Below are 3,205 nucleotides of genomic sequence, written 5' to 3' on the forward strand. Positions count from 1 at the left end.
TCGTCGGGCGGCGCCGCTCGGCTCTTGGGCCTGGCCGCGTTCCCGGTGGGGCGGGTCGTCGGGTGGCACCGCGCGGCTCTTCGGCCTGGCCGAGTTTCGGGCGGGGCCCGTCGTCGGGCAGACCGGGCGGCTCTCCGGCCCGACCGGGGTACCCGGCCGGGCCGGAGCGACGGCGGACTCGACGCGCCGGGCGCCGCCCGTCAGGACCGCTTCAGAACGGGCGGCGCTCCGCGTCGGGCGGTGCCGTCAGGGGCGCTTCGAGAACGGGCGGCGCTTCGCGCCGGGCGGTGCCGTCAGGGGCGCTTCGAGAACGGGCGGCGCGCCCGGGGCGCCGTCAGGGGCGCTTCCAGAAGGGGCGGCGGTCGTCGCCGGGGTTTCCCGGGGGAGGGCCGCCGGTCAGGGCGGTGAGCACCTCGATGGCCCGCTGCCTGAGGGCCTCGGGGTCGGTTCCCGGACGTTCGGCCGATTCCAGCTCGCGGGCCAGCGCCGACAGTTCGGCGTGCCCGCCGAGGTACGCCGACAGCGCGGCCAGGCGGGAGCCGAGGTCCGCCAGGTAGAGGGCGTTCGGCGCGTGCAGCGCCTTCAGCCGGTCCAGCTCGGCGACGAGCTGGACCCTGACGGTGTCCAGGCCCCGCGTCGCCCGCGGGGCGGGCGCGGGACGGGCGGACATGGGACCGCGAGGCATCCCCGCGGGCCGGCCGGACACCGGACCACGCGGTCTCGCCGCGCCGCCAGTCAGGAAGTCGGGCACGTCCAGGTCGTCGAAACCGGCCGAGCTCATCCGGGCCACCGCCGGCGCGATCGCGCCGGGAGCCGGGCCCGCCATCGCGGTGAGCCCGAACGCCATCGGCGCGGCGGGCGTCTCCCACCCGCTCGGCAGCTCCACCGGCTGGATCACCCGGTGCTCGGGGCCGCCCTCGGCCGCCGGCCGGGAGTCGACCGCGACGTAGGCGGTGAACCGGCACAGCACGCCGTGCTCCAGCGAGACCCGGACGATCTCCCGCTCCAGCTCCCGCTCGCCCATCGCGTACCGGTCCTCCAGCTCGCGCAGGTGGGCCCGCGCCCAGACGGCGCGCAGCGCGGGGCTGTCGGCGACGGTGCCCGGCACCCGCTCCTCCCACGGCGCGCCGGACGCCAGCCCGCGCACGGTCACCGACGAGCCGCCCCGGCACCGCCCGTACACCCGCAGCGGCACGCCCGGGAAGATCGACCCCAGCCGGGTGACCGTGCCCGGCTCCACGTCCAGGTCCTTCAGCGACAGGTCCGTCACCATCGGCGCGCCGATCCGGCGGTGGATCTGCTCCATCGCCGCGTCCAGCCGGTCCTCCGACTCGACCAGCTCGCTGCGGCCCGCGCCGAGACCGGCCAGCCTGCCCAGGAAACCCGCGTTCACCGCCCGGTCGATGCCGACCGTGTGCACCCGCATCGCCGACAGCGCGCCGCCGGTCAGCTCCAGGATGTGGTCCTCGTTGCCCACCTGGCCGTCGGTGACCAGCACCAGGACGCGTTCCCTGCCCTGCTCGCCGTCGAGCAGGCCGATCGCCCGGCGCAGCGGCTCCAGCAGCTCGGTGCCGCCGCGCGCGTCCACCCTGGCCAGGTGCTCGACCGCGCGGTAGCGGTTGCGGTCGGACCCCTCGGCCAGGCCCTCGAACGCCTCCTCCACCACCGAGTCGAACGCCAGCACAGCGAACCGGTCGCGCGGCGTGAGCGTGTCCACGATCCGGGCCGCCGCCCTGCGGGCCGCGACCATCTTCCAGCCCGCCATGCTGCCCGAACGGTCCAGCAGCAGGACGAGGTCGCGCGGCTGCCTGTCGGCCTCCAGCTCGGGCGGGACCACGAACAGCGCGAACGTGCCCGCGCCGTCGAACTGCAGGGACGTGGACGCGGCGAACGACATCCGCAGGATGAAGTCCCGGTCCAGCCGTTCACCGGCGCGCAGTCGTACGATGTCACCTTCTTCCTCGACCACGTGCAGGCTGGAGGCCAGCTCGCGCAGCTCCAGCCCGGCGGCGTCGATCCTGGCCGACAGGGACAGGCGGACGGGGTTCGGGAAGCCGGGCAGCAGCACCGGGGGAGTGATGCGGGAGGCGTCCGGGACCGCGTCGGTGTCCGGCGCGGCGCCCGAGCCCGCAGGCTCGCCGTCGATCGGCTCGCCGGGGATGTAGCGGGGCGCCACCACCAGCGGGAAGCGGAACGTCGCCGCGCCGTCCTCGTACGGCAGCGGCTGGCTCAGCGTCAGCCGGACCGTCACCCGTTCGCCGGGCAGGATGTTGCCCACGCGGATGGTGAACACGTCCGGCCGGTCCTCCTCGGCGATCGCCGCCCGCCTGCCCTCGCGCAGCGCCCGGTCGTAGTCGGCGCGGGCCTGGCCGCGCTCCTTCAGCACGCCCTCGACGACGCGGTCGTCCGCCTCCATCCGGAACGCGGTGACGGCCGCCCTGTCGGGCAGCGGGAAGACGTACGTGGCCTCCAGCGTGACGTCGAACGGGTTGCGGAAGCCCTGGGCCACCTCGACCCCGGCGACCAGGCCCGAGATCGTCGCGTGCACGTCGACGCTCTCCAGCGGCAGGTTGCCGCGCTCGGTCCGCAGCGCGCCGATCCCCGCGTCGGGCTCCGGCACGCATCGGGCGGGCTCGAGCGATGTGATCTTCATGTGAGTCCCCTCTCTTCGAGCACCGCGAGCAGCGGCGCCGCGGCCGCGAGTAGTGCCCGCACGTCGTCGTCTCCCGGCGCCGGGCCCGTCCCGTCGAGCACCAGCACCACCCCGGCCGCCAGTCGCACCCCGTGCACGGCACCCGGCACCTTCTCTTGTACGGGCCGGTCCGCCCCTTCCGCAGCCCGATCCGCCTCCTGCGCCGTCCGATCCGTCCAGAACCTGGCCCGTACCTCCGGATTCCCGTCCCCTCGGTACGCACCCTCACCCCCGCCTTCGGTAAGCCCCCCTGGCGGGGTCACCCCACCAGAGGGAACCACCACGTCCCCCCGCCGACCCGTCCCCGACCCGGAAACCCGCGCCGCATCCGCTCCCGTGGAGTGCGGGGGAGCCGGTGCGGGGGCCCGCGTCGGGTCTGTCCCGGTGGGGTGTGGGGCGGCGGGCCGGGAGGTTTGTGCCGCATCCGCTCCCGTGGAGTGCGGGGGAGCCGGTGCGGGGGCCCGCGTCGGGTCTGTCCCGGTGGGGTGTGGGGCGGCGGGCCGGGAGGTTTGA

2 protein-coding genes are annotated in these 3,205 nt (G+C 75.9%); both read right to left on the reverse strand.

Annotation, left to right across the window (positions count from 1 at the left end; genetic code table 11):
- Positions 1-334 precede the first annotated feature (334 nt).
- The gene (locus tag ACZ6YG_RS05130; protein WP_466017266.1) at positions 335-2,653 is read right to left on the reverse strand and encodes a VIT domain-containing protein; all 2,319 of its coding nucleotides are present in this window, start codon (positions 2,651-2,653) and stop codon (positions 335-337) included.
- The gene (locus ACZ6YG_RS05135) at positions 2,650-2,790 is read right to left on the reverse strand and encodes a hypothetical protein (RefSeq protein ID WP_271275371.1); all 141 of its coding nucleotides are present in this window, start codon (positions 2,788-2,790) and stop codon (positions 2,650-2,652) included. Before ACZ6YG_RS05135 ends, ACZ6YG_RS05130 begins: the two co-directional genes overlap by 4 nt.
- Positions 2,791-3,205: the final 415 nt, after the last annotated feature.

The sequence above is a fragment of the Nonomuraea sp. NPDC054003 genome (genome assembly GCF_055585125.1).

Bases quoted from the DNA above. Each gene is read 5' to 3' on its own strand.
- ACZ6YG_RS05130 (WP_466017266.1), bottom strand. From the start codon at position 2,653: ATGAAGATCACATCGCTCGAGCCCGCCCGATGCGTGCCGGAGCCCGAC.